The following is a 22951-nucleotide window of genomic DNA, read 5'->3' as shown; positions in this document are numbered from 1 at the left end:
GTACGAAATTGACTGCTATGACAGTTGGCTCAATAGGCATTGCCCCTACGAGTCATGCTAAGCCCCGTGAATTAGGCCAAAGCCGACATTTGATAATTTAATGCCGATGGCGGTTTGCTCCACAGAGCATATTTCCGCTACACCAAAATCTTGCGCAATCGATCAATGTCCGTTTCGGTGAAGCTGCAGCGCAGCGCCGACCCGGCTCCTGAATGGCGGCGAAAGCGTTGTTTTAGGCCGACTGTATTGACGCTACGCGTCAATATAGGGTGTTTCTAAATACGTGTAACCTATGGATTTGGGGGTTAGATGCATCGCTTACCTGCGGTCTATGATTTTGCCAACAAAAAAGGTCGCGCAACACACATGACGTGTCGCGCGGCCTGTTTGGTACGGGCGTGATGACCGCCCGTAAGCGACGCATCTGGGCCCCATACAGGAACTTACCTGACCAGTTCAAGGCGCGGGCATCGGTCGCGAGGTGGATGAAATATCCCCGATGGTCGGGTCCAAATTTCTCTGGCCAGAACGTTTCCACGAGCGCCCGCACATCTCGACGCGTCAATATGCACGGATCGTGCGGGACAACAGCTCAAATTAAAAGATGTTTCGGTCGCAGCGAAATTCTAGCAGCACCTAATTCGACAATCAGCGCCTGCATTTGTTGAAAGGCGGGTCAGGCTTTCCAGTAAAGCATGCCATGACGTGGAATAGGTGTCGGTCACGACATACCCATAGACCCCGCATTGCTCCATCCCGTTGCAGGCATCACGATCACCGGATTCGGCGACATATTCCTAGTCATCGATGAAGCCGCCAAAAATCGGAAAAACATCTGCTGCAAAACCAATCACAGGCGAAGCAGATGAAGCATCTGTTTGCTCAAACATCGCCATCGGGTTGCCGTCGCCTTATGGATAATGCCATTTCCCGCATTTGTGGCAGTTGCCTTATTATTTGACGGGTACTCGGAACATGAGACTGCACGATCAGAAAAAAAGCGCGTCGGTGATGTCATGGGCAAGAACCGGCGCGTTAGACACACTCAAGATAGACGCTGAAAGTGCTGCCGGTTTTATCAATCAAACGCCCGCCCCAAAAACCCGGCGCAAACGTCTGCTGGAAAGGACTGATGACGGGCGTGCAAAAATGGACGCGATTATTGTCGCATGGGAGGCCGTTGATGCCGTAATCCTCGAAGCGCTCGGCTCTGAGGATGCCAAGGAACTATTCCAAATATCGCGGCGTCAGCGAAGCCAACTCGGCGGGAAAAAACCCGAACGTGGCCCCGATCTAAAGGGAGACCTATACCGACAACCATCTTAATTTTCCGATGTCTACTCAGCAACCGAAATAGGTCAGTATACTGGTTTTTAGAAGCTGCAGATTGATCTTCCGGAGAGGACCTCGGATCGACCGAAATGCAGCACTTGGTCGCCAAAATCGGCTTGCCCTCTTTCATCGCTCCTTCCTAGAGCTGTGCGAACTGCGCTTTCAGCAAGGCTTCGCTATACTCGCTTTCGGCAGTGCTATCATAAACGATACCTCCGCCGACGTTCAGCTTTACCTTGCCGGAGGGCCGACAAATCAGTGTTCGAATTGCGACGTTAAATTCCATCGAACCATCTGGTGCGATCCACCCAACAGCGCCGCAATATGTGTCGCGGGCATCGTTTTCGATGTCTGACAGAATTTCCATCGCCCGCAGCTTTGGTGCCCCGGTGATCGAACCACATGGAAAGATCGCTGTAAGAATATCAGAGAGCTTACAATCCGGCCGGATTTCTGCTGTCACCTCGGATATCATCTGGTGAACGGTCGCGTAGCTTTCAACGTGAAAAAGCGCTGGAACGCGCACACTACCAATCTGTGAAATGCGTGAAAAATCATTCCTCAAAAGATCGGTAATCATCAGGTTTTCGGCTTGGTCTTTTTCGGAATTCGCAAGCTGGGCTTTTAGAATTGCGTCTTCTTCCGCATTCAGACCACGCTTGATTGTCCCTTTCATGGGCCGCGCACGCAGCTGCCCATTTGATGACAGGGCAAAGAAAAGTTCGGGTGATCGGCACAATAATTTTGTTTCAGAAAGATCCACAAATGCACCGAACGGAACAGGCTGCTTACGCTTGAGCGCTTCGTAAAGGCTGCGCGGGCAGCCTTCGTAGTGCGCGACCATAGGGAAGGTTAAATTAGCCTGATAAATATCGCCGTTGCGGATGTATTCATGAATGACATCAAAGGCTTCTCGGTAGGTCTGGAAATCCCATTCGGGTTCGAAACGCCCAAGGTTGGCCATGCCCGCTGTTTTCGCATCAGGGACTGGTTGAACCCGATCAAACACGCCGAAACAGAGCAATGGAGCCTGACGGTTTCCGGGTAATCGAGGAAGCAATTTCGGATTTAGAACGTAGCCCAATTCGTAAGATGCGGTGCCCGCAAGCCATTTGCCTTTAGCTTGGGCCGCCTGCATCTCGCACAGCGCTTCATCGACTTCCTCGGGGTGCCACGCCGCGATGATGTGATCTGCTTGATGAAAAAGAGAGCCGCTTTGCAACGGCCCCCTGTCAAACTGAACAGATCGGGTCATGTTTGATAGGGAGACCAAAAATCAGCCGCGATTCGGAGTTCACGCAAGGGCCGTACGATATCAATGCAATCCTGATAAATTTGGTGGGCGCGATACGCCTTCAGGGAGTCTTCATCATCAAACTCTGCATAGACAATCACGTCCACGTCGTTGGAAAACCGATCATCGCTCCGATTGCGGGATACTTCAAAATGCCTGAGGGACGGTATGGCGGATAGCATGGACAGCCCATCCACGATCCGATCAATATCATTGGCATCACGGCTGCTGAAAAACACAACATGACGAATAATCTGAGGAGCGGGTTCTTTGTCTGTCACTTACATGATCCTAAGCTGATCCAAATCGATGGCCTTCTTTGAAGAACGTTGACCTGCGTCAGGTATTTTCACAGCATCCGCTGCAATACAATGCTGCATTGCGGCGGAAACTAAAAAGGCCTCACTACCGCCGTCGAATCTGGCAAAGCACAGGCACGGAGCCACAATGAACCACCTTCATTAACGGCTCGAACTAGACCTTACCCCCTTCGACCACAATACCGCCTATCGAACCAACCATACATCGCAAATGCGAAATCAGGGGAATGGTGACTTTAAGTTCCGTAGATTTTTCCGTCGCTGACAGGCATTGCCCGAACAGCTGATTTCTTGAGCCGCATAGGCTCAATCGGCCAAAGTTGGACTGGCGACGGTTGTCATGTATTAGGGCTCAAAATAATTGGAAATGCGCGATATGCCTGACTTGCCACATCTTCGAACCGTTCTTTCAGAACACTACGATCTGACGCCCTCATCTGAGGTCGCTCAGGAATTGGCAGATACGTATGCGCGCATGGAGCGGGTCGTGACACCGCCAGACTGGGTGACCTATGCCCCCTATGTCAAAGCAATCAAAGCGCTGAAGAAAGAACGTAACGCCGTTATCTTGGGCCACAACTACATGACGCCCGAAATCTTTCATGGCGTGTCCGACTTCGTGGGCGACAGCTTGCAAATCGCAATGAAGGCGCAAGAGGTCAACGCGGATGTCATCGTTCAGGCCGGTGTGCATTTTATGGCTGAGACAACCAAAATCTTATGTCCGGAAAAAACTGTCTTGATGCCCGACATGGACGCCGGATGTTCCTTGGCTGAAAGCATTACAGCAGATGGTATCGAAGAAATGCGGGCCAAGTACCCCGGTGCACCAGTCGTCACCTATGTGAATACCACTGCCGACGTTAAGGCCGCGTCTGACATTTGCTGCACGTCCTCGAATGCGTTGCAAATCGTGAATGCAATGGAGAGCGACACGGTCATTATGACGCCAGATCAGTATCTGGCACAAAACGTGGCTAATCAGAGCCACAAGAATGTCGTTTACTGGCCCGGCTCCTGCATTGTGCATGAACAATATACCGCACAAGACCTGAGAGAATTCCGTGAATGGAACCCGGGCACGCGCCTTATTGCCCACCCTGAATGCCCGCCTGACGTCGTCGCCGAGGCTGACTTTTCCGGATCAACCAGTGGCATTCTCAAATATGTCACTGATGAGAAGCCTGAAAAGGCGATGTTGATCACCGAGTGTTCTATGGCGTCTAATATTTCTGACCAATTGCCAGAAGTGGACTTCGTTGGCCCCTGCAACATGTGCCCTTACATGAAGAAAATTTCGCTCGAAAAGATCCTTTGGGTCCTTCACACGGGCGAAAACGAAGTGTTCGTCGATCCTGAAATTGGCAAGAAAGCCCGCGCTTCGGTGCAAGCGATGATCGACATGTCCCGCAAATTGGGTCTCTAACCCAAATGAAAAGCATCCAAACTGATCGGATCGTCATCGTCGGCGCAGGCCTCGGGGCGCTTTACGCAGCATTGCGGCTTGCACCGCGTCCTGTTGTAATGATTTCACCTGAAAGTCTGGGGGAAGGGGCAAGTTCGGCTTGGGCGCAGGGCGGTGTTGCCGCCGCAATGGACACCGCAGATAGCGCCCAGAGCCATGCTGCGGACACGGTCAAAGCGGGCGATGGTACGGTTGACCCACGCGTTGCCGACCTTGTTACCCAAGAAGCGCGTGAACACATTCTTCATCTGACGGCGCTCGGGGCACCGTTCGATCGGAGAGACGATGGTGGATACGTGATGTCACGCGAGGCCGCACATAGCTACGCGCGCGTCGTGCGTGTCAAAGGTGACCAAGCAGGTGCAGAGATCATGGCCGCCCTGATCGAACGCGTTAAAGAGACGCCATCGATCCAAGTTTTAGAAGGCACTATGGCTGTTGATCTTGAGGTGTCCGATGGGCGGGTCACAGGCGTTGCGGTCCAATCTGCAAATGAACTGCGCTCTGCTCCTGTGATGTTGCGGGGCAGCGCTGTCTTGCTCGCAGGCGGCGGGTCTGGCGGGCTTTATGCGGTGACGACAAATCCGCCACGTATTCGCGGGCAGGTCATCGGTCTGGCCGCGCGCGCCGGCGCCGTTATCTCTGATGCTGAATTCGTGCAATTTCATCCGACAGCAATGGACGTTGGTGAGGACCCCGCGCCCTTGGCCACCGAAGCCCTTCGCGGTGAAGGGGCAATCCTGACGAACAAGGACGGTGAACGTTTCATGCAGGCGTTGCATCCAGATGCAGAGCTCGCGCCGCGCGACATCGTTGCCCGCGCCATCTTTGCGCAAAGCCAAGCTGGGCTACGCCCAATGCTTGATACGCGTGATGCCCTCGGCGAGGCGATCAAGTCTCAATACCCTGCGGTCGCTGATGCCTGCGCGCGCAATGCAATCGATCCGGCAACTCAGCCGATACCGGTGGCAGCCGCTGCGCATTATCACATGGGCGGGATTGCAACGGACACTGACGGACGTGCGTCATTGTCCAATCTTTGGGTCTGTGGCGAAGCTGCATCGACCGGATTGCACGGTGCTAATCGTCTCGCTTCAAATGGTCTTTTGGAGGCGCTGGTTTTTGCACGTATTTGTGCGGATGGCATCGCGACCGTCGTTCCCGAGACAACAGCCGAACGCATTCGTATTTCATTCGAAGACGGTGGCATGCCGCCCGATCCAGACGCCGTGGCAGAGCTACGCCATACGATGACTGGCTGTGTTGGCGTTGTGCGCGATGCCAATAGTTTGAAATCGGCCTTGCGCAAGATTGCGGACCTTGAAGCGGCGAACCAGACCAGTGTGTCGTTCCTAAATATGACCGCAACCGCCACGCTCATCGCGGTATCCGCGTTGAAGCGCGAAGAAAGCCGCGGTGCGCATTGCCGTTCCGATTTCCCTGATACGCTCGCTGGCGATGGCAAACGGTCGCGGCTTACGCTCCGCGACGCCTTGGCCATACGGTCCCAAATTTGCAAGGAAGCATCATGAGCTTTTCCAACGTTCCCGACTTGATCCTAGAACCGATGATCCGCAACGCGCTTATGGAAGATCTGGGCAGCTACGGCGACGTCACAACCCGCGCTGTAATCCCTGCAGAGACAACGTATACTGCGCGCCTAAATGCCCGCGCTGATGCTATTGTGTCCGGTATGCAGGTGGCACGGATCGCGTTTCATCTCGTGGATTCGTCGCTCGAGATCAAAACGCATGTTGCAGATGGCCAACCTTGTAAAACTGGTGAAACTCTTATGACGATAGAGGGCAGCGCTGCCTCCATCTTGTCAGCCGAGCGTGTCGCCCTGAATTTTGCCGGCCGCTTGACGGGGATTGCAACCAAAACGGCTTCTTTCGTCGCTGAGGCGGCGGGTACGGATGCGCGTGTCACGTGCACCCGTAAAACTACTCCCGGCATGCGCTTGGTCGAAAAACTCGCTGTTCTGCATGGAGGTGGATTTAACCATCGCTATTCGTTGTCGGATGCGATCCTGATCAAAGACAACCATATTGCGGCGGCAGGTGGTGTGCGGCAGGTGCTCCAGGCTACGAAAGCCCACGCGAGCCATATGATGGTGGTAGAGATCGAAGTGGACCGGTTGGATCAACTGACCGAAGTTCTCGACATCGGCGGCGCATCGGTTGTCCTGCTAGACAATATGGACAACGACACGTTGCGTAAGGCGGTGGCCCTCGTGGACAGACGCATGAAAACCGAAGCCAGTGGCAATGTCACCAAAGACCGCATTGCGTCGATTGCGGCGACGGGTGTCGATTACATCTCATCAGGTGCACTGACCCATTCGGCACCGACTGTCGATCTTGGTTTGGATTTTTGACGGCCGAGTTTCGTTGGGGCCTACAACTAAGAAAGACCGTCATTCATGCATGCCGCAACATTGGTCGACCTCGGTCTACAGCGGCTATCGGACACCGTGAAGCATTCGCTGAAACTGCTAAGCTTCGGTTGTCGCAAGCGGCTCGAAAACGCCCATTGAAACGGTCGCCAATTGTCGCAGCCAACTTTGCGGGTATTCACTGCAATGCGGGACTTTGTTGCCATTCGCAAAAGGTTCGCGAATGGCGGCTTTTTTCTCCGCAATAGCTTCGCTTAACCCAGCAATAGGATGTCAGACGCACCGGCACCACGGCGAAGCGCATGCACATCGGCAAGCTCCGGGTCAGTTGACCAAGCTATAGCCGCGTCTTTGTCAGGAAAGCTAAGCAGCGCTGCAACATTGGGCATGTCAGGCGCACCGTCTAGGACTGTGAATTCCCGCGCGGCCCCCTCTACTTTGCCACCATGTTTGGCAAGTGCTGCATTGGCAACATCGCGGTATTCGGCCAGAGCCTCTGGGTTGGTTACGGTAATTTTTGCATATGCGTAGATCATGATTGTCTCCGTTAAATGATTGTTAAGACAACATATCCAATCTCCCGTGGGTAAAAACGCGTGTGTTTGCATAGTGAACATGCGAAAACGCATGCATGAATGTAGCATGGGACGATTTACGCACAGTTATGATGTTGGTTCGCCATGGCTCACTGGCTGGAGCGGCCGATGCATTGGGCGTGAATTACACAACCGTCGCACGCAGGGTCCGCCGTGCGGAAAAAGCCTTGAACCAGTTGCTTTTTGAACGGCTGCCCGAAGGTTACCGGCCAACAGAAGCCGCCCACTTACTCGCAGAGCATGCAGTTCAGATGGAAAACACCGAACAAAGCATGATGCGACAACTGCAAGGGGCAGAAACCGAACTCTCGGGTGTGCTGACAATAACCGCCCCACAATTACTCATTGCGAGCTTTCTATCGCCGGTCATTGACCAATTCACCAAAGCACACCCACGAATTGACCTTCGCATCCTCGCGACGAACGACTTGTTGGATTTGACACGGTTAGAAGCCGATCTCGCTATTCGCGTTAGTCGAAGCCCGGGAGACACTTTGACGGGCCTGCGGCTGTTGAAGCAGCAAAATGCAAGCTTTGCCAATCAAGACATAGCAGAACAGATTGCCTCCGATCCAAAAGCAATCATCGATTGGATTGTCTATGACGCCCATCCGAATGTGCCCAAGGGGATCGGTTCGGGGTTTCCCAATAACAATGTGCGGTTTCGTTTCGACGATATGGTCGCAATGGTAGGTGCCGCTCAGGCAGGGTTGGGTGTGGTGCGAATGCCGATGTTTCTTGGCCGTGCTTCTGCGGGACTTGTCCAGGTTCCTGTTCTCCCACCGCAGCCCTACGCCGATATTTGGGTTGTGGGGCACCCAGATGTGTGGCCCTCCCAAAAGCTATGTGCGTTCCGAGATGTTTTGGTGCGTTACTGCAAAATACATCGCAGGGAATTCGTAGCTTGAGACTTCATATTTGAATATTTGAGGTCACGCCTAAATTTAAGGTGCATTCCGCAAGATTCAATCTGACCTTTGTCTGCGTTCCGTGCCAACCGACGAGGCGCGGACAACGCTGCCTTTTCAGATGATGGTGTGAATGGTCGCTGTCCATCTTGGTGATGGATAGCGGGCCATAACCTAGCGCACATCTTGTCATAATTTAGATACAGTTCCATGCTAACCGGCAAATATGATAGAACGGATCATCATCCAGTCGTCGAAGCTGCGCGTGGCCAACATGAACATCGTATGGGTCTGCTTTGGACTGGTCTGGCCTATACTTTATGTTTTCGCAATTCACTCTGCCGATCATATAGGGCCGTTCTTCAAAGTCTTGTTCGCGCTTTGCGCTTTGATGAGTGGCGCTATTGCAATGAGCGAAGCTCGGAAAATTTGGCGTATCTTCAATACCCCCGGAGATTGGAAAGCCACAATCGGCGCAGACAGGCTGATGTGGGACGTGGCCATACCTTGCAAAAATCTACCGATGGACATCGGACTCGGCAGTATTGAAAGGGCATTGCGGCTGAAAATCAGCCGAACAGGCACGGACAGCGACGGCGAGCACACCGAAACCAGCGAACGTTTTGAACTTCACTTGACCGATGAACGCGTGGTGACCTTTGATCAAGAAGCGGCAGGCATCAACCCCCACCGGGTGTTTCTAGCGCTTGCAAAACACGATATTCGTTACGAACTATGGTCGCAGGATTGCACCAAGGACAGCGCCAATACTTCGAAGATTTTTCAACGTTCGTATTGAGGCTTATCAACGTCAAAGCAGCCATTTATCGCCGCTGTAGCAACCGTAACTCTGCGCCCCATGACACCTTCGCCGCGCTGGTCATGAGTGGCCGGTTCGGGGCCACGGCCCTTCGCTGTACGGCGGACGAACCGGTAAGATACGGGACAAAGCGCCATTTCGCTGGGCTTCCTTCAATGTCCGCAAGTGAAGTTTCATCTGTGCAGGGACCTCCCATGCGATTTCCCATTCTGTGATTTGTTTTGAATGGGGCGGTTTTGGCCTTTCAACGTCAATCCGGTGACTGCACTTGGATGTTTCTAACCAATGCCCTCTGCTAACAGATCAAAAACCACCCGAATGCGTAGATTTGTTTTGAGTTCACGGTGGGCCACTAGCCATGTCTCGATACTGATCGGCTCAAACGCCGAAGACGGGTTTTCGAGTTCTGGATAAGCCGCCCCGACTTCGACCGGGAGAATACCGATCCCAAAGCCTTGCCGGACAAGTTCGAGCGATAGTGTTGCACTCGACGTCGAGAAATTGAAATTCGCGGTCGTCAAATTTACGCCACGGGATGCCATTAATCCAAGTCGTTGTGCGGGTTGGTCGAAACCGACAAACTTTAATTCTTCAAGATCAGCGAGCGACTTCGGGCGACCAACTTCGTCAAGGTACTCTTTTGAAGCAAAAAGATGCGCCGTTGTATCCCTTAGCCGTTTTGCAAACAGGTTTTCATCTACGGGGCGACTGTGACGGATTGCTATATCAGCTTCACGGCGCCGCAGATCGCTTAGTTCATTTGATGCGATGATCTCGATCTGAAGGTCTGGCGCAGTTGTACGCAACTGCTTGAGAACAGGCGGCAGAAAATGCGTTGCCATCAGGTTTGTGGCAGAGATTAACACATGTCCGGTCACGGCTTCGGATTGGCCCGTCGCGACAACAGAAATGTTGTTCGCCGCATCGCCCATCATCCGAAAATGCGACAATAATTCTACGCCTGATTGTGTCAACAAAAGTGCGCGCGATGTCCTCTCAAAGAGGACCACCCCAAGAGCCTCTTCGAGACCTGCGACCTGTCGGCTCAGAGTCGGTTGCGTCAGCCCAAGCGCGCGTGCCGCTGCGGATAGCGATCCTTCTTCAGCGGTAACGAGAAACGCCCGCGCTTGGTTCCAGTCGAAGGCTGATCGTTTCCACTCCATTATTTACGTATACCAGATCAAGATAGATACGCAATTTCGTATCAATTGGCTGCATTCTATATCTTTGCCAACGATCAAATTTCAGCAGGTAAAAGATATGACGCCACCAGAAAACAATGGCCTCAATCCATCGCACAACGCAGCAATGGAACAGGCTATCCCCATGACCTCTCGGCGCATCGGCTCTTGGGAGGTGCTGATAAGTAGGCGTCCGCTCTCGAGGACGGAGCTCGCTAGTCGCTACGACGCCGTCTCGGGTAAATGGGCGCGGACGGCGCGTCGTTTTCGATTGAATGCCGCATACTGCGAACCCCTCTTGGCTTCTCATGTCGTCATAGACCTTATGCAGCTTGAGCCAAAGGCGCGGGTCCTTGATTGCGGCGTCGGAAATGGAAGCCTTTCGATCGCGCTTAATAGCCTTATGAAAGGTCCGGTCGACTTCCATGCAATTGATACCTCCGCCGAAATGCTTGTGCAGGCCAAGTCCATGATGCAGCACGCGGGGCTGGACCCGCACCTGCAACAGGCCGATGTTCAATCATTGCCCTATGAGGAGCAGTTTTTTGACGTCGTAATGGCCGCGCATGTCCTTGAACATTTGCCGGACCCGCAAATTGCCCTCGCAGAAATGGTTCGCGTTCTAAAGCCAGGTGGGATGGTGTTCCTTTGCGTGACGCGCCCCTCACTTTTCGGCGCACTCGTCCAACTTCTCTGGCGCACATGGGCGATCACAGATCAAGAGGGAATCGCGTGGTTAAATGCATCCCAGCTTGTCGAAGTCGGATACCAACCGGTTCGGCTTGGCGCGGCTGGCTTTGCGAGCACTGCCTTTTGGGCGCGGCGGCCGCTATGATCACGCCAAGTCGGAATGCCCCTAAAATCTATCTGACAAAGACCGAGTGGGTCGCTCTTGGCGTCATCTTTGTCTATTCGTCCATTCCAGCATTTGGTGGTTTAATCCGCGTTCTGGAGCTTGCAGGTGGACCACAAATTGCACCGGAAAACCCTCGAGCTTTGCTCACCCCTACACCCATCATCCTCCACATCCTGAGCAGTTTTCTTTTCTGTATCGTGGGGGCGTTCCAATTTTTGCCAAGCATCAGACGCCAGCGTCCGGCCGGGCATCGTGTCATCGGGCGGGTAATCGCGGCGGCAGGATGTATGTCTGCGCTCACCGGTCTGTGGATGACGCATTTCTATGTCTTTCCCGAAGCACTTCAGGGGGCTGCGCTGTATTGGGTGCGGCTGGCTCTGGGTACGGCAATGATTGGCCTCATCATTTGGGCCGTAATCGCAATTAGATCCCGCGGACTGTTCCAACATAGTGCTTCGATGGTGCGGGCCTATGCCATCGGCCAGGGCGCGTCGACGCAGAGTGTTTTGGGCGTTGCTTGGATCATCGTCGTCGGTTCTGAAGCGATTGGACCCCTGCGCGACGGGCTGATGATCTTCGCGTGGGTGGTCAATCTGGTCGCTGCAGAAATCTTCATACGTGCAATGCTCAGGCCGCCAAAACGTCGGCAAAAGCATGCGACACCACCTCTTGTCCGAGCTTCAACACCAAGAAATGAGACTTAAAATGACGCACAATAATGCCAACCCCCGTCTACTATTGTCGATCCTTTGGGTCTTCATCATTCTTAATTTCTTTGCACGTGATATTCACGAATTAGGTCGTCCCGGCATGCTGGAGCAGATGATGTCCGGCACAATTGACGGGGTCGTGATAACGGAAATGTTGATGCTGTTAGGCGGGATCATGATAGAGATTCCGATTTTGATGACAGTCCTCACTTTGCTTTTAACACATAGTGTCAATCGATGGTTGAACATTGGTGTGGGCCTCTTGACGATGGCCATGATTGTGTCGATGAACCTTCGGCCCGACCTCGACAACGTCTTTTTCATGAGCATTCAATTGATCGCCCTGATCGCCATCGTTGGGATCGCATGGCTCTGGCGGGCTTCAGAACGGACAGATGCAATAGCATCATCAAGGCGCGACGTATAACCGCTTGGACCGGCAACACCGCTAAATACCGATAGCTGTCATTCGTACATAATGCAGCATCGGTCGAAGAGGGCTCGTGCTGCCATTTGCTTCGATTGCAGCATGGCCCCTGCCCCATCCTTTGGATGTGTCACCGCGCTCTAGCTTCCATCTGCTTAGAGCAGCTTTCACCTAGAACGGCACACCCAATCGCCAGCTGATCCAATAGTCGGGCATCGTCTCTTTCAGAGTCGGTGCTTTTCCTTTGTCTCATGCTGTCCATCGGCCGCGTCGATCTGCCTCGCCCCCCGCGTTTGCCACGTTGCAAGGTTTCAGAGCAAGCGCACTACGTGCGTTGTCTTGAAAACCTGCAACGATTGAAAGGCGCGAGAAACAAGCGATGGCGATCAAATTGAAAAGAAAGGTCCGTAATGCACGTCGAAAAACACAACTTACCGCGCCAAAAGGCAAGTTATCTCGGTTTTCGACACAAGTTGTTAAAAACACTCGTAAGTTGCCTCTCACATCTCACAACATCAAAGGGGTACAATAATTCCACGGAACAAGAATGCCTTTTCGCCCAACATAAGCTGCCTTTCGCGGCAGAACCGGATTTTCGTAGGCGGCACAGCTAACGCCAAAATGACCCCATTTCACCGAAATTCTGTTGTGCGGCTAATGTCCACAGTCGCAATTAGATGCGTTTCGCAAAATTGCCGCACTGTGTATTCAAGACAGGGCGACGAACCACACATCATCGCTCGCAAACCATTTTGACTAGTAGAGAATCTGAATGAGCCATTCCATTTCTGAAGCGCCGCCAACAAAGACTGTTCTGATCCTTGGCGCATATGGCCTCATCGGGTGCGGGATAGCAGACCGGTTAGGACGAGACGGCCATACTATTATTGGACTTGGGCGCGATATCGAGGCCGGAAAACGTGTTCTTCCAACTATTAACTGGGTGTCCGCCGATCTTCGTGCGTTGACCGAAGTCTCTGCTTGGCGCCCACTGCTAAAGGACGTGGACGCAGTCGTGAACTGCTCTGGCGCTTTGCAAGATGGTCCTCAAGATGACCTTGAGGTTGTTCATCATCATGCCGTGGCTGCTTTGGCGCAAGCTTGCGCATCAGCCGATGTGAAAGTCGTTCAGATTTCGGCAGCAGGGGCTCATTTGAATGCGACAACGTCGTTTCTGACCTCAAAAGCCCGAGGCGATGCGGCCATTCAAACCGCAGGCGGGGATCACCAGATCTTCAGACCTGGACTTGTATTGGCAAGGCATAGTTATGGCGGCTCAACCATGTTGCGCATGCTAGCGGCTGTTCCCTTAGTTCAGCCCATCGCAATGCCTGAGACCAAAATTCAGACTGTCGCTTTGGATGATGTTGCCGAAGCCGTGAGCATCGCCCTGGCAGGAAATATTCCAAGCGGTTTCGTCGGAGATCTGGTCGAACCTGAAGCCCATTCGTTGCGCCAAGTCGTCGCATCAATGCGGCAATGGCTGGGATTTGCGCCTGCCAGACGTGAGATCGTCATTCCGGACGTCATGACACGATGGATATCCAAAGTTGCTGATCAATTGGCTCGGCTCGGCTGGCGGTCGCCACTGAGAAGCACCGCACTTAAAGTGCTCGCCGATGGCGTGACTGGAACTCCCGCCGATTTGACAAAATTTGGTGCGGCTCCGGTCAGATCGCTAAGACAATCGTTGGAAAGTATGCCCGCGCGATCCGAGGATCGATTGTTTGCGCGCATGGCGCTACTGACGCCCATTATCATCACCACGCTAATTGTGTTCTGGTTCTTGTCGGGTGTTATCGGTTTTATCAGCGTGAATGCAGCCGCTCTTGTACTAGAGGATATTGGATGGCCACGTGGTTTAGCAGTTACCAGCGTCCTTTTCTGGGCAGTGATCGATATCGCAATCGCTGCGGGGTTAGCATATCGACCTACCGCAAAGATGGCGTGTTGGTGCGCTATTGGGGTTAGTGTCTTTTATCTAGCCGCATCTACTCTATTTGTACCTGACCTTTGGCTTGATCCGCTGGGCCCAATGGTGAAAGTCTTGCCAAGCATTGCTTTGGCTTTGGTCGCACGCATTGCACTGGAGACACGATGATTGACTGGATTGACGTCGTCCGTTTGCTGCATGTTCTTGGTGCATGCGTTTTGATTGGGACCGGCGCCGGGATCGCGTTCTTCATGGTTATGGCCCATCGCACCAAGGATGCTGCAAACATCGCGCATACGGCCGCCATTGTTGTCGTTGCGGATATGTTGTTCACAGCAACGGCTGCGATAGCACAGCCAGTTACTGGCATCATTTTAGCGCAGAACCTTGGATGGCCACTTTGGGTAGGCTGGCTTGGGATTTCTCTTGGGCTGTATGTTTTCATCGGGATCTTTTGGATTCCCGTAATCTTTATTCAAGCAAAAATGCGCGACGAGGCTCGCCAGTCGGCGCAATCCGGTTCGAGCTTAACGCCACGCTACATGCGACTTTTCCGAATCTGGTTCGCGTGCGGCATTCCAGCCTTCTTGGCAATTATAGCCTTGCTCTGGCTTATGTTGGTGCGGCCTGCGATCGAGTTCTGAAGCAATTCGACTTCGTTTCTCGCTAATCTCCGCGTCTGCACAGTTTCTGCATATCTCCTGCACTCCGTCTGCAAACCGTTTCGTTAAAAACGGGCGAGCAGCAGATAGGAGATTGAGATGCCGAAACCCTTTACCGTCAACGGGCTACCACAATCCATAGCAATGGATGCTTGGTGGCTTGCGTCCGACGCTGACGACGACGCGTCGCTGACATGCGAACCGCCCAAACGCCAAAAACCCAGATTAGGATCGCCTGTGCGGCCACCTTTCGGCAGCGCGGGTCTAATTTTTCTGGTTCTCTTTGGCGATTTTTTATTTTGGGGGTATCGACCAGGTTTTACCTTGGCTGTCTTCGCTTTAGCGGTCTTTGGTGTTTCAGTATTGCAAAGCGGCCACCGATCTGGCCTGTCCAAGCCGACTTTTCTCATGTGCCTGTCGGTTCTGCCAGTTGTTGAACATGTTCAGGTTCTGTCGGTTGGCCTGCTCATTGCTGGCTCGATCGTCGCATTGGCTTGGGTGAAAGTGCTTCGTGATGGCGACGCCAGCTTGATCATCGCAGCAGCAACTAAACTGGCAGCATGGGTTCCATATGCTGGTGCAGTGGTTTTGATCGGACGCATTTCAGAACTTCGGCATAGCACCAGATCGGGCTCTATGTCCGCTAATCCGCGCTTACACAAGCTCTGGCAGAACTGGGCTTTTCCTATGGGAGGTGCTTTGGTTTTGGGCGGGCTGTTGATGGCTGCAAATCCTGTTTTGGAACAATCTATTGCCAGCCTTTTTCGAGCTGATGTGGACCTCATTAGCTTAATTAATCGCGTTATTTTGTGGTGCGGATTGGGTCTGTTGATTTGGCCATTGATCAACCCGCCCATGCCTTCAGCACCCACCGTGTTGTCGGTTCCAAGTATTAGAACAAACATCGGATTGAATGCGGGCTCTGTCTTACGCGCCTTGGTCATTTTCAACCTGTTTTTAGCGGTGCAAAGCTTACTTGATGTCTCCATCCTGTTGGGCGGTGCTGCCTTGCCGGATGATATGAGTTACGCGACATACGCCCATCGCGGTGCTTACCCCTTGTTGGTCACCGCAATGCTTGCGGGTTTATTCACCTTCGCGGCTCATCCATTCTTGCAAGAAAACGGGTTAATCAAACCGTTGTTGTTGCTGTGGGTTGGACAGAACGTATTGCTTACGTTGTCTGCAGCGTTGCGTCTTGATCTCTACGTCGCGGAATACGGCCTGACATATTTGCGAATTTATGCCTTTATTTGGATGGCGTTAGTCGCGAGCGGACTGATTGTCATATTGTGGCACGTGCTGCGCGAACGTTCATCGCTCGTGTTGCTCCTGCGTCTTGCCGCCCTGGGTTTAGGGACGCTCTATGTTTGCGCATTTGTGAATTTCGCAAGCATTATTGCTACGCATACTTTGCAGCGGGCAGCTAATCCAACGAACGAAGGAACTGTTGATTGGAGCTACGTTTGTGGTCTTGGTTCCACCGCTTCTAAAGCGTTAGTCAATGGCTTGGAGGCCTCTCCCAATATCCAGCCCCCTTCTCGTTTGCAAAGCTGCTTTGGGAAAAGGCATCTCACGAGTAACTGGCGGGAAGTTGACTTTCGTTTGCTGCGCACAAATCGCTATTTACCTGCGTCAGTGCTTTGGTAGGATTGTTTAGATGAAAATCTTATTAGTTGATGACGATCCCAGGCTACGCGAATTGGTAAGACTGGCATTGGAACGGGCAACATATACCGTGATCACCGCAAGCGACGGGCAAATTGCCGTCAAGCAAGCAACGCGCGAACACCCGGATCTGATCGTGCTGGATATCGGTCTGCCCGAAATGGACGGTTTCGAAGTTTGTCGTCGCATTCGGCTTACATCCGACGTGCCAATTATCTTTCTAACGGCCCGCGATGATGAAGTTGATAAGGTTCTTGGGCTCGAATTGGGCGCAGATGACTACGTCACAAAACCCTTCAGCCCGCGTGAATTGGTAGCACGGGTCAAGGCCATCCTAAAACGTACAGCAGCAGGCGTGCGGGCTGAAACAACGTTGATATACGGCCCACTTTCATTGGACGTGTCAGCACATAAATGTCAGATAGGTGCGACAACAATAGCATTGACTGCGACCGAATTTGATCTGTTGGGAACGCTTGCTCGTCGGCCCACATCGGTGCAAAGCAGAACCCAGCTAATCCATGCAATTTGGGGCGAACGATCACAAGTTTCGGATCGCACCTTGGACAGTCACCTACGCAATGTCCGATCAAAGCTGGCCAAAGCAGGCTGGCAAGACGCAATTGAAACCGTCCACGGTGTTGGATTCCGAATGAGTTCTGATCTGACATGATACAAAAGTGGCGACCAAGCTTGGCCCTTGTTTTGGGTGGGGCCCTGAGCGGAACATTGGCTTTGTCATTTGCTGGGCTGATCGCCTACCGATACCTTGGGCCAGCCATCGGGTTTCGTGATGCGGCCGTCTTATTGGCATGTGTCATCGCGGCTGCTACAAGTGTGCTCGGTTGGATGTTATGGCGCGTGCTCTTGCGACCAATGACAGATCTTCAACGGTTTGCGACGCAATCACGCAGTGCCCCTGTTGATCACACCATGGCCCCCGTACACTTCGGCACGACCGAGCTGCAAGCAACGGCTGTCAGTGTAATGGAAATGGCGGAAACGTTGCACAATCGCGAAACGACGATCCGCAGCTTTTCGGATCATGTTTCACATGAGATGAAAACGCCGGTTGCAGCCATACGAGCAGCGACAGAATTACTTCAAGAAGGAGGCGGACTATCGCAAGGCGACTTGCACTTGGTCAATCAGATCTCCGGAGCCAGCAATCAAATGCAGGATCAGCTCCAAGCAATGCAACTCATCGTGCGAGCGAGGGAAGTGCAGTATATCGGCTCATCAACATTGAACGATTTGCGCTGCAAACTGGAAGTGGAACATTGCGCAATCGATTTCGACATTATTGGGGGTTCGGTATTATTTCCTTTAGAGCAAAGAGGATTGGGCATCGTCTTGGGCCACCTTGTCGCAAATGCTGTCGTGCACGATGCGACTAGAATAGAACTGAAATCCAAGGCCCTTTCCGATCGCGCAGTTCTTACCGTGACAGACAATGGCACGGGCATATCCTCTGGCAATGCGGGTCGCCTCTTTGAACCTTTTTTTACGACTCGGCGTGACCAAGGTGGGACCGGCATGGGACTGTCTATTGTAAAAAATATACTGCGGGCCCATGGAGCCGACATTCAACACCTACCGACAACCACAGGCGCCACTTTTTGCATTCGTTTTGGCCAGTCAGAAATTAAATGAAATCTGGTATCTGAATTTACGGGCGATTTCCCTTGATATAGTACAATTCGCGAAACGTATTTTGACCAGCCGTTCATAATTCGCGCGGCGACGGTCCGCTTCCCGCCGATTCTGTTGAAAAACAACGTGTTGCTGGCGCAAAAAGTGCCGCGTTGAACGGAGCGCGAGCGCCTTTCTGATCAGGCTTTTCGCGTTTGCTGCGGTGCAGGAAAGATCTTGGCTCGTTTGCGGAGGTTTTGGGCGGTGGCGGCGAGTAGGAATTCGTCATTTGCGCCGCATGGCCCGCGTAATCGCAGCCGCCCCAGCCCAAGGATGCGTTTGAGGTGGGCCAAGAACATTTCGACCTTTTTTCGGAGCCGCATCGAGATTTTATATTGCTTGGTCTTGGCAATATCGCGGGCGACCTGACGGGCGTCTTCATGTTCTTCGCGCGTGATCTTGGACCTGTCGCGGTTTGATGCTGCTCCTTTGATAGCATTTACTGCACCAAAGGAGACTGACTATTAGACTGAAACGGACGGACGAATTCCGCCAAGATGCAGTGCGGATCGCACTGACCAGCGGGCTTACGTGGAAACAGGTGGCGGATGATCTAGGTGTCGGGATGTCGACGCTGAACAAATGGATCACAGCCCACCGAGATACGGATGTGGTATCGAAAGAGGATTTAAGCCTTGCCCAAGAGAATGACCGGCTTCGGCGTGAGAACCGGATTCTCAAGGAGGAAAGGGAAGTGTTAAAAAAGGCCACGGTTTTCTTTGCGAGCCAAAAGCCGTGAGGTTTAAGTTCATCGAAGAACACCGATCTGCGTTTTCCATTGATCTGATGTGTCGTGTAATGGCTGTCAGTCCCCGCGGTTTACGTACCTTCCGCAGCCGACCTGCAAGCCGCAGACAGCGGTTTGATCTGGTGACGCTGGCACATATCAAAGAACAATCGCGTCTCAGTCTTGGCAGCTACGGCAGACCTCGAATGACCGAAGAGTTGAAGGAGATCGGCCTGAACGTCGGTCATCGCCGTGTGGCCCGTTTGATGCGCCAGAACGGCATATCCGTTGTCAGAACCCGCAAACACAAGGTGACCACCGACAGCGATCACAAGTTCAATATTGCGCCAAACCTGCTGGATCAGGATTTTGTGGCTGACCAACCGAACCAGAAATGGGCGGGCGATATCAGCTATGTTTGGACCCGAGAGGGCTGGCTTTATCTTGCGGTGATCCTTGACCTACATTCACGCCGTATCATTGGCTGGGCGGTAAGCAATCGTATGAAGCGCGACCTGGCGATCCGTGCGCTGAACATGGCCATAGCCTTCAGATCACCGCCGAAAGGCTGCATCCATCACACAGATCGTGGGTCGCAATATTGTTCTCACGATTATCAGAAGATCCTGCGCCAGCATGGGTTCATGGTGTCGATGTCTGGGAAGGGTAATTGCTATGACAATGCAGCAGTCGAGACCTTCTTCAAAACCATCAAGGCCGAGCTGATCTGGCGGCGATCGTGGGAAAAACGGCGGCAGGCTGAGATGGCAATCTTCGAATACATCAATGGCTTCTACAACCCACGCCGTCGGCACTCAGCACTGGGTTGGAAAAGCCCCGTCGCTTTCGAACGAAAAGTGGCTTAAACGAGTACCTGGGGCAGCACAAAAGCGTGACAGGTCCAGAGCGAATTTGTTCATCACATAACCAGCAAGGCCGCCCATCACCTTACGAAAATCAACGGGATGGGTGGCCAAGTAGACTTTATATGAGCCTGACGGATAAATCATGAGAACCGCCCGACAACCGCGACAAGCTTTGTTAGGTTCGCTTCGGAAATGGCCACGGAGAATTCAATACTTACGGAGCCGCAACGTAGGTACGCAGTTTCCGACGAAACCAATGGGCTGTTCATATTCTGTTTCGGTAATCTACCTTCAGCCGTTACGATTTCAGTAAAGTCGGGTTCCTGTACCGAGATAGGTTCGACGATCTGCGACAGACTGCTTCCTCACGAGGCATTCGTTTGTGCCGATCTCAGCGGTGATTTCTCCCGAAGATAGGCCATCTTCACAAATGCGCCGGGCGGCTTCATACTTGTGCTCGTTTGGCCAGATCTTTCGGCTAGAGGGGCTGACTTCAATCGTAAATCCCCAGATCGCGTGTTTGGAACTGCTCGCCTCCTCCATTGAGGAGGCGATGAATACCAAGTTCAGAAAAGCGGGATTAGCCCCGAAAACGGTCCCCAAATGTAACGCTTACGACCGCCTTACCCTTTGGGGTTTTTCATTGCTGCTGCCAGCGCTGAACCAAATGCGCCTTGGCTGGTGGTTTTGGGTGCCGCTGACGTTTTGTGCGCGGTCCGCGGTCCTTTGGGTTTATCGCGATTGTCTCGGGGCGCGGGTTTCGCACCACCGTCTTTGCGCATGCTGAGCCCGATGCGTTTGCGCGGCACGTCGACTTCTGTCACGCGGACCCGCACCACATCGCCTGCTTTGACGACCTCGTGCGGGTCTTTGACGAACTTGTCCGCAAGCTGGCTGACGTGGACCAGTCCGTCCTGATGCACACCGATATCAACAAATGCGCCAAAGGCTGCGACGTTGGTGACTGTGCCTTCCAGTGACATGCCGGCTTTGAGGTCCGTGATGCTGTCGACGCCTTCTGCGAAGGTCGCGGTTTTGAAGGTTGGACGCGGGTCGCGGCCCGGTTTTTCGAGTTCTGTCAGGATGTCGCGCACCGTTGGCAGGCCAAAGCTGTCGTCGACGAATTGCTCGGCCCGCAGGCCTTTTAACGCCGCACCGTCCCCCATGATCTGCCGGATATCGCGCCCGCAGGCTGCCACGATTTTGCGGGCAACACCGTAGGCTTCGGGGTGGACAGACGACGCATCAAGCGGTTCGTCCCCGCCGGTGATCCGCAGGAAACCTGCGCATTGCTCGTAAGCTTTTGGTCCCAATCCGGGGACTTTGAGCAGTGCTTTGCGGCTTGGAAACGGCCCATTGGCATCGCGATATGCGACGACAGCTTGCGCCAATGACGTGCCGAGCCCTGCGATATGCGACAAGAGCGGCGCGGAGGCCATGTTCAGATCGACGCCGACCGCGTTCACCGCATCTTCCACCACGACGGCCAGAGATTGCGCCAATTGCCGTTGGTCCACGTCGTGTTGGTACTGGCCGACGCCAATGGCTTGCGGGTCGATCTTGACCAATTCGGCCAGCGGGTCCTGCAACCGCCGCGCGATGGACACCGCCCCGCGTAGCGAAACGTCGATGTCAGGGAATTCGAGCGATGCGAGTTCAGAGGCCGAATAAACCGACGCCCCCGCCTCTGACACGATCACGGATGTGGGGCGCGTGACGCTGGATGGCAAGCGTTTGATCACGTCTGCGACAAGCCGTTCGGATTCGCGGCTGGCGGTGCCGTTGCCGACCGCGATCAACGCGATGCCGTTTTTGCGGATCATGTGGATCAGCGTTTCCTCTGCCCCGCGCAGATCATTTTTCGGCTGGAATGGATAGATCGTTGCCGTGTCGAGCAGTTTGCCCGTTTCATCAACAACCGCAATTTTGCACCCCGTCCGAATACCCGGATCAAGCCCTAGCGTCGCACGAGGACCCGCAGGTGCGGCCAGCAAAAGATCACGTAGGTTGCGCGCGAAAACGTCGATGGCTGCGGCATGTGCCGACCGGCGCATTTCGGCCATCAGGTCCATGAACATCGCAAGGCTCAGCTTCACCCGCCATGCCCAGTTGGCCACGCCTTGCAGCCACAGATCACCTGGTGCATCGCCGCGAATGCCGATTTCGGCTGCGACGATGTTCAGAATGCGCGGCAGCCCTTCTTCGGGTTCGGGGCTGATATCGAGGGTGACGATTTCTTCTTTCGTCGCACGCAGGATCGCAAGAGCGCGGTGCGACGGGATTGTAGCCCATTTTTCGGAATGGGCGAAGTAGTCTGAAAACTTTGCGCCAGCTTCTTCTTTGCCTGCAATGACGCGGGCGTTGATCATCGCTTCTTGCTGCATGACCTCGCGCAGACGACCGACAAGGCCCGCGTTTTCGCCCAGTTCTTCGACCAGAATATCGCGGGCGCCGTTCAGCGCTACTTTGGTATCGGCCACTTCGTCTGACAGATATCCTTCGGCCAATGCGACGGGTTCTGCGCTGCGGTCGTCCATGATGGCGCGCAACAGCGGTTCTAACCCGTTTTCACGGGCGATCATCGCTTTGGTCCGGCGTTTGGGTTTGTACGGCAGATACAGATCTTCGAGCACGGCTTTAGTATCGGCCTTGGCAATGTCGCGTGCCAGCGCATCGGTCATTTTGCCTTGCGAGGTGATCTGATCGGCAATCGACGCACGGCGCTTTTCCAGATCACGCAAATAGTCGAGACGTTCCGCCAAACGGCGCAATTGCGCATCATCAAGTCCGCCTGTCGCCTCTTTGCGGTAACGGGCCACGAAGGGCACAGTATCCCCGCCGTCAAGCATGGCCACAGTGGCTGTGACCTGATCGGGCCTTGCGCCAATGTCGCTGGCAATATTGCGGGCAATGCGGTCTGCGACAGCGGTCATGAGCGGCTCCATCTACTCGTTTGGAAGATCGTGATAGCGCCCCTGTCCGGCAGGGCCAAGACCAAGATGCGGGTTATCCACCGAGAAATTCGGCCGGACGGATCGCTTAGATTGCATGACATCCCTTGCAGCCTGAAACCACGCGTAGTTAGCTTGATCAAAGGTA

The 22951-nt window shown here is 53.5% G+C and carries 20 protein-coding genes and 1 pseudogene; 15 read left to right on the top strand and 6 right to left on the bottom strand.

What is annotated here, in order from left to right; translation table 11 throughout:
* Positions 1-975 precede the first annotated feature (975 nt).
* Positions 976-1326 (top strand): hypothetical protein, encoded by a 351-nt coding sequence (locus AC0L7R_RS05155; protein WP_473659302.1) that lies wholly within the window; start codon positions 976-978, stop codon positions 1324-1326.
* 145 nt (positions 1327-1471) lie between these two features.
* On the opposite strand, the gene AC0L7R_RS05150 is transcribed toward AC0L7R_RS05155, so the two are convergent.
* Positions 1472-2587 carry an aminodeoxychorismate synthase component I gene (locus AC0L7R_RS05150; RefSeq protein WP_473659300.1) on the bottom strand — a complete coding sequence of 372 codons (1116 nt, stop codon included), beginning with the start codon at positions 2585-2587 and terminating at the stop codon, positions 1472-1474.
* On the bottom strand, positions 2584-2907 hold the full coding sequence (locus AC0L7R_RS05145) for a Dabb family protein (RefSeq protein ID WP_473659298.1): 324 nt from the start codon (positions 2905-2907) through the stop codon (positions 2584-2586). The genes AC0L7R_RS05150 and AC0L7R_RS05145 overlap by 4 nt, the downstream gene beginning before the upstream one ends.
* Before the next feature lie 415 nt (positions 2908-3322).
* On the opposite strand from AC0L7R_RS05145, the gene nadA reads away from it, so the two are divergent.
* From nadA to nadC, 3 genes are read left to right on the top strand one after another with little or no spacing between them, the layout of a single operon-like run.
* Positions 3323-4372, top strand: coding sequence for a quinolinate synthase NadA (gene nadA / locus AC0L7R_RS05140; RefSeq protein WP_473659296.1), 1050 nt, complete (start codon positions 3323-3325; stop codon positions 4370-4372).
* Positions 4373-4377: 5 nt separating this feature from the next.
* Positions 4378-5943, top strand: a complete 1566-nt coding sequence (locus AC0L7R_RS05135) for an L-aspartate oxidase (protein WP_473659294.1) — start codon at positions 4378-4380, stop codon at positions 5941-5943.
* Positions 5940-6788, top strand: coding sequence for a carboxylating nicotinate-nucleotide diphosphorylase (nadC, locus tag AC0L7R_RS05130; protein ID WP_473659292.1), 849 nt, complete (start codon positions 5940-5942; stop codon positions 6786-6788). Before AC0L7R_RS05135 ends, nadC begins: the two co-directional genes overlap by 4 nt.
* Before the next feature lie 272 nt (positions 6789-7060).
* Here the strand turns inward: nadC and AC0L7R_RS05125 are convergent, their stop codons facing one another.
* Complete coding sequence (locus AC0L7R_RS05125; RefSeq protein WP_473659290.1) at positions 7061-7342, bottom strand: DUF1330 domain-containing protein; 282 nt, start codon at positions 7340-7342, stop codon at positions 7061-7063.
* Between the two features lie 95 nt (positions 7343-7437).
* On the opposite strand from AC0L7R_RS05125, the gene AC0L7R_RS05120 reads away from it, so the two are divergent.
* Together AC0L7R_RS05120 and AC0L7R_RS05115 are read left to right on the top strand one after the other, a co-directional pair.
* Positions 7438-8310 carry a LysR substrate-binding domain-containing protein gene (locus tag AC0L7R_RS05120; protein WP_473659288.1) on the top strand — a complete coding sequence of 291 codons (873 nt, stop codon included), beginning with the start codon at positions 7438-7440 and terminating at the stop codon, positions 8308-8310.
* A gap of 226 nt (positions 8311-8536) precedes the next feature.
* Positions 8537-9109: a hypothetical protein gene (locus AC0L7R_RS05115; protein ID WP_473659286.1), complete on the top strand. Its 573-nt coding sequence runs from the start codon at positions 8537-8539 to the stop codon at positions 9107-9109.
* Positions 9110-9408: 299 nt separating this feature from the next.
* Here the strand turns inward: AC0L7R_RS05115 and AC0L7R_RS05110 are convergent, their stop codons facing one another.
* Positions 9409-10293 (bottom strand): LysR substrate-binding domain-containing protein, encoded by an 885-nt coding sequence (locus tag AC0L7R_RS05110; protein ID WP_473659284.1) that lies wholly within the window; start codon positions 10291-10293, stop codon positions 9409-9411.
* A 97-nt stretch (positions 10294-10390) separates the two neighbouring features.
* Here AC0L7R_RS05110 and AC0L7R_RS05105 point away from each other — a divergent pair, with 97 nt between their 5' ends.
* From AC0L7R_RS05105 to AC0L7R_RS05070, 8 genes are all read left to right on the top strand, one after another.
* Positions 10391-11146: a methyltransferase domain-containing protein gene (locus AC0L7R_RS05105; RefSeq protein WP_473659282.1), complete on the top strand. Its 756-nt coding sequence runs from the start codon at positions 10391-10393 to the stop codon at positions 11144-11146.
* Complete coding sequence (locus AC0L7R_RS05100; protein WP_473659280.1) at positions 11143-11871, top strand: DUF2306 domain-containing protein; 729 nt, start codon at positions 11143-11145, stop codon at positions 11869-11871. Before AC0L7R_RS05105 ends, AC0L7R_RS05100 begins: the two co-directional genes overlap by 4 nt.
* Positions 11861-12304 (top strand): DUF6326 family protein, encoded by a 444-nt coding sequence (locus tag AC0L7R_RS05095; RefSeq protein WP_473659278.1) that lies wholly within the window; start codon positions 11861-11863, stop codon positions 12302-12304. The genes AC0L7R_RS05100 and AC0L7R_RS05095 overlap by 11 nt, the downstream gene beginning before the upstream one ends.
* 772 nt (positions 12305-13076) lie before the next feature.
* Positions 13077-14405 (top strand): DoxX-like family protein, encoded by a 1329-nt coding sequence (locus AC0L7R_RS05090; protein WP_473659276.1) that lies wholly within the window; start codon positions 13077-13079, stop codon positions 14403-14405.
* Positions 14402-14881, top strand: coding sequence for a DUF2269 family protein (locus tag AC0L7R_RS05085; RefSeq protein ID WP_473659274.1), 480 nt, complete (start codon positions 14402-14404; stop codon positions 14879-14881). The genes AC0L7R_RS05090 and AC0L7R_RS05085 overlap by 4 nt, the downstream gene beginning before the upstream one ends.
* A gap of 117 nt (positions 14882-14998) precedes the next feature.
* A complete protein-coding gene (locus tag AC0L7R_RS05080; protein WP_473659272.1) occupies positions 14999-16549 on the top strand; it encodes a DUF4153 domain-containing protein in 1551 nt (516 codons plus the stop codon).
* 10 nt (positions 16550-16559) lie between these two features.
* Positions 16560-17240 carry a response regulator gene (locus tag AC0L7R_RS05075; protein ID WP_473659270.1) on the top strand — a complete coding sequence of 227 codons (681 nt, stop codon included), beginning with the start codon at positions 16560-16562 and terminating at the stop codon, positions 17238-17240.
* A gap of 20 nt (positions 17241-17260) precedes the next feature.
* Entirely contained in the window at positions 17261-18220 is a 960-nt protein-coding gene (locus tag AC0L7R_RS05070; protein ID WP_473659268.1) for an ATP-binding protein, read from the top strand.
* A gap of 179 nt (positions 18221-18399) precedes the next feature.
* Here the strand turns inward: AC0L7R_RS05070 and AC0L7R_RS05065 are convergent.
* A pseudogene (locus AC0L7R_RS05065) lies at positions 18400-18675 on the bottom strand (transposase); the annotation flags it as partial.
* 47 nt (positions 18676-18722) lie between these two features.
* Between AC0L7R_RS05065 and AC0L7R_RS05060 the strand changes: the two are divergent.
* Positions 18723-19852, top strand: a protein-coding gene (locus tag AC0L7R_RS05060; RefSeq protein ID WP_473660359.1) for an IS3 family transposase whose coding sequence is annotated in 2 segments (ribosomal slippage) — positions 18723-18957 and positions 18957-19852 — 1131 coding nt in all. Because the reading frame shifts where the segments join, the coding sequence is not laid out codon by codon here.
* Positions 19853-20475: 623 nt separating this feature from the next.
* Here AC0L7R_RS05060 and AC0L7R_RS05055 read toward each other — a convergent pair.
* Entirely contained in the window at positions 20476-22785 is a 2310-nt protein-coding gene (locus AC0L7R_RS05055; RefSeq protein ID WP_473659266.1) for a helix-hairpin-helix domain-containing protein, read from the bottom strand.
* Positions 22786-22951: the final 166 nt, after the last annotated feature.

This window comes from Yoonia sp. D2-7 (assembly GCF_055809435.1).
Note: the sequence above shows the minus strand (reverse complement) of the source record. Positions and strands in the feature narration are given on the sequence as shown.

What these genes read in the sequence shown, in the direction of transcription:
- AC0L7R_RS05155 (WP_473659302.1), top strand. Translation starts at nt 976, where the DNA reads ATGAGACTGCACGATCAGAAAAAAAGCGCGTCGGTGATGTCATGGGCA.
- AC0L7R_RS05150 (WP_473659300.1), bottom strand. Translation starts at nt 2,587, where the DNA reads ATGACCCGATCTGTTCAGTTTGACAGGGGGCCGTTGCAAAGCGGCTCT.
- nadA (WP_473659296.1), top strand. Translation starts at nt 3,323, where the DNA reads ATGCCTGACTTGCCACATCTTCGAACCGTTCTTTCAGAACACTACGAT.
- AC0L7R_RS05135 (WP_473659294.1), top strand. Translation starts at nt 4,378, where the DNA reads ATGAAAAGCATCCAAACTGATCGGATCGTCATCGTCGGCGCAGGCCTC.
- nadC (WP_473659292.1), top strand. Translation starts at nt 5,940, where the DNA reads ATGAGCTTTTCCAACGTTCCCGACTTGATCCTAGAACCGATGATCCGC.
- AC0L7R_RS05125 (WP_473659290.1), bottom strand. Translation starts at nt 7,342, where the DNA reads ATGATCTACGCATATGCAAAAATTACCGTAACCAACCCAGAGGCTCTG.
- AC0L7R_RS05120 (WP_473659288.1), top strand. Translation starts at nt 7,438, where the DNA reads ATGAATGTAGCATGGGACGATTTACGCACAGTTATGATGTTGGTTCGC.
- AC0L7R_RS05115 (WP_473659286.1), top strand. Translation starts at nt 8,537, where the DNA reads ATGATAGAACGGATCATCATCCAGTCGTCGAAGCTGCGCGTGGCCAAC.
- AC0L7R_RS05110 (WP_473659284.1), bottom strand. Translation starts at nt 10,293, where the DNA reads ATGGAGTGGAAACGATCAGCCTTCGACTGGAACCAAGCGCGGGCGTTT.
- AC0L7R_RS05105 (WP_473659282.1), top strand. Translation starts at nt 10,391, where the DNA reads ATGACGCCACCAGAAAACAATGGCCTCAATCCATCGCACAACGCAGCA.
- AC0L7R_RS05100 (WP_473659280.1), top strand. Translation starts at nt 11,143, where the DNA reads ATGATCACGCCAAGTCGGAATGCCCCTAAAATCTATCTGACAAAGACC.
- AC0L7R_RS05095 (WP_473659278.1), top strand. Translation starts at nt 11,861, where the DNA reads ATGAGACTTAAAATGACGCACAATAATGCCAACCCCCGTCTACTATTG.
- AC0L7R_RS05090 (WP_473659276.1), top strand. Translation starts at nt 13,077, where the DNA reads ATGAGCCATTCCATTTCTGAAGCGCCGCCAACAAAGACTGTTCTGATC.
- AC0L7R_RS05085 (WP_473659274.1), top strand. Translation starts at nt 14,402, where the DNA reads ATGATTGACTGGATTGACGTCGTCCGTTTGCTGCATGTTCTTGGTGCA.
- AC0L7R_RS05080 (WP_473659272.1), top strand. Translation starts at nt 14,999, where the DNA reads ATGCCGAAACCCTTTACCGTCAACGGGCTACCACAATCCATAGCAATG.
- AC0L7R_RS05075 (WP_473659270.1), top strand. Translation starts at nt 16,560, where the DNA reads ATGAAAATCTTATTAGTTGATGACGATCCCAGGCTACGCGAATTGGTA.
- AC0L7R_RS05055 (WP_473659266.1), bottom strand. Translation starts at nt 22,785, where the DNA reads ATGACCGCTGTCGCAGACCGCATTGCCCGCAATATTGCCAGCGACATT.